The organism is Desulfofundulus sp. (assembly GCF_049701015.1).
Taxonomy (GTDB): domain Bacteria; phylum Bacillota; class Desulfotomaculia; order Desulfotomaculales; family Desulfovirgulaceae; genus Desulfofundulus.
This window is the reverse complement of the sequence record NZ_JBNATZ010000415.1, coordinates 1-2,729: the sequence shown is the minus strand read 5'-3', so window position 1 is coordinate 2,729 and position 2,729 is coordinate 1. Positions and strand designations below refer to the sequence as shown.

Sequence of the window (2,729 nt, the reverse complement as noted above, 5' to 3'; positions counted from 1 at the left end):
AACACCAGCGGGGGGGCAACTGAGCCCCGGGTGTTCCTGAACCAGACCCGCATTATCAAAAGCACGTTGTTGAAGGTCCAGGTGGCCGACCTTCAGGCGGCGGAAAAGGTCCTGATTGCCGCAGCGGGAGGCAACAGCTACCAGAGCCTGGGCCGGCAGCGTGTGGACGGGCACACGGTGGAGATCCTCCATTTCGTGCTCCCGGTGGAGCAGGCCGGGCCTTTCATTAACGCAGCCTTCAGGTTGGGTTCTCTTATAGAACCGCCGCAGCAGCACAGCGAAGACATCACCGAAAAGTTCGCCTCCGCCCTGGACAGCTACCAGGCCCTCATAGCCAGGCGCAGCCAGGCCACTGACAGCGCTGAAGTATATGCCCTGGACCAGCAGATCAGGCTGCTCGAGCAGCAGCTGGCCGACTGGGACCGGGAAGCCGGCCGGCAGGTTGTGGTGGTATGGCTGCAGGAGTGAGGTGGAGGAGTAATTAAAACCGGGTTCGGCATGGGAACCCGGTTTTTGTTGACTTTTCATTTTTAAACTGATCGGTAAAGGTAAAGGGCCCGTGGACCTGGCCGAAAAACATGACCACTACCTGACAGAGGCCATAGAAAAGGGTATGAAGAAAGAATGACCCTATTGGCCTCAGCTCGAGGCATTTATCAATTTCAGCAGGCGCAGAGCAATGACCGCCGCCTGAGCGCGGGTAAGGGGCTCTACCGGACCGAAGCGCCCATCGGGGTACCCAACCATCAGCCGTGCTTCCGTCACCAGAGCTACGGCAGTACGCGCCCAGCCCGGGACGGCGTTCCAGTCCCGGTAAGAAGGCGAGGAGCCCGTCTTTGCCGAAACCGGGGTACCCGAACCGCCCGGGGCAGCCGGGAACCGGGGCTGAACACCGGAAGCTGCATCTCCCGTCCCTCCGGGAGCACCACCGTGGGCATCGGAGGTACTTGTGTTTTGTGTATAGTTACCTACCCCGGTGCTGCCGGCTTCCCCGTCCTCTCCAACCAGGCCGGTCACCTGCAGCACCCGGGCCAGCATGGCGGCTGCCTCCACCCGGGTCACCGGCCGGTCCGGCCTGAAGGTCCCGTCCGGGTAACCGGACACGATACCCCGGAGTAAGGCTTCCCGAATTCCTTCCGCAGCCCAGGGCGGCAGGTCGGAGGGTACGGAACTGGCGGCCTTACCATCACGGCTGTTACCAGGCGCGTATGCCACGGACTTCCCGGAGGGCACCGGCAGTTGACCCGCCGGTGGGGACCCGGCCACGGCCGGAACCCCGGTTTCTCCGGGCCCCGTTTCAGGATTGACCTGGCCCGCCGTATTGCCACCCGGTATTCCTTCAACGCCGCCCGCAGAACCGGAACCACCCCCATCCCAGCCCAGCACACGCATAACCATAATGGTGAATTCTGCCCGCGTGACGGGATTCTGGGGACGGAACTTCCCGTCCGGGTAACCGGAAACCAGCCCCAGTTCAGCCAGTTCCCCTATTTCTTTCCCCGCCCAGTGGCCCTGCAGGTCGGTGAAGACGGCCTCCAGGGGCACGGTCAGGTATTCACCAGCCACCCCGCCTTTTTGCGAATCGACCGCCACCACCTGGAGGGTATCGCCAGCTGTCCCGGCCAGCCGCGCTTTGAAGTAACCACGGGCATCGGGGAAGGCAAGCAGACGTTCGCCTCCCTCCAGGTATATGTATACCTTACCGGCCGAGGTCCTGCCCTGTACCACAAAACCGTTGCCTGCGGGCTGACACGCAGCCTGCAGGGAAGGGGCCGGTACGCCCGCCCGGGTGCGGGCCTGGATGGCCGCCACCACCCCTGTTTTCCCCTGGAGGCTGTCCAGAACGGTGTATTCCGCCTCTTCCCCGGGCAGGAGGTCATCAGCGCCCACGGGATAGCCGTTTTTGGTGACCAGTGTGCGTGAGGAAAGAAGCCCTTCCTGGCCCCCCTGGAACGTAACCGTTCCTCCGGCCGGGTCCACCCCGGCCAGCCGCGCACTGCCGCTGGCGGCTGTTTCAGCCACATCGACCCTCAGGGCGACGGCCCCATTCCTGTCCGGAGTCACGCGCACCCACGCGCCGGGCTGCAGCGAAGAGGAGTCGCCGGGCCGGCCCCACCGAAAAAATTGCGTATCAGAGGTGGTGGCCAGGAAGCGCATTTTATTCCGGCTGTCCACCATGAGGAGCGTTCTGCTTTCTTCCTTATAAAACACCACCTGCCCGTAGACCACCTGCCGGTGGGCATCGATGGAGATGACCTGGTCGCCTGCCAGCACCAGGCAGGCATGGTCCCCCCTCCTGATATCGCCGGGGGAGGCGGCCCGCCCGTCAAGCGTGACCGGGAGGCCGGACATGAGCCGGTAACGCCCCACCCCCTGAAGCTGCAGCCAGCTCCGGCCCGGGTCCACCTCTTCTACAGTGCCCACGGCCAGGGTGCGCTGGACCGCCAGGTAGACCACTTCGCCACTATCGGGGGAAAGGGTAAGCCTCACTTTCATCCCCGGTGCCAGCCGTGAGAGGTCCCCGGCTACCGGGTAACCGTAAGGCAAATCCTCCGGGCTGGCGGAATCGAGACGGTCATCGAAAGTGCAGGCAGCCCCAGCTGCCAGCCGGTAGGGTTCCTGCCGCCCCAGCAGGTAGAGCTGCCCGCGCCCTGCCTCCACCCTGTCCACGATCCCTTCCTCCAACCGGAACCAGGCCCGCACCAGCCAGACCTTCTGGGTGGTGGGGT

At 64.2% G+C, this 2,729-nt stretch carries 2 protein-coding genes; one reads left to right on the top strand and one right to left on the bottom strand.

Translation table 11 applies throughout. The annotated features are described in order from the left end of the window. Window positions 1-468: hypothetical protein (locus tag ACPLUI_RS15000; RefSeq protein WP_424661043.1), on the top strand; the 468-nt coding region annotated here is incomplete at its 5' end. Between the two features lie 171 nt (window positions 469-639). Here the strand turns inward: ACPLUI_RS15000 and ACPLUI_RS14995 are convergent. Then, window positions 640-2,729, bottom strand: a 2,090-nt coding sequence (locus tag ACPLUI_RS14995; protein WP_424661042.1) for an S-layer homology domain-containing protein, incomplete at its 5' end; no start/stop codon positions are given.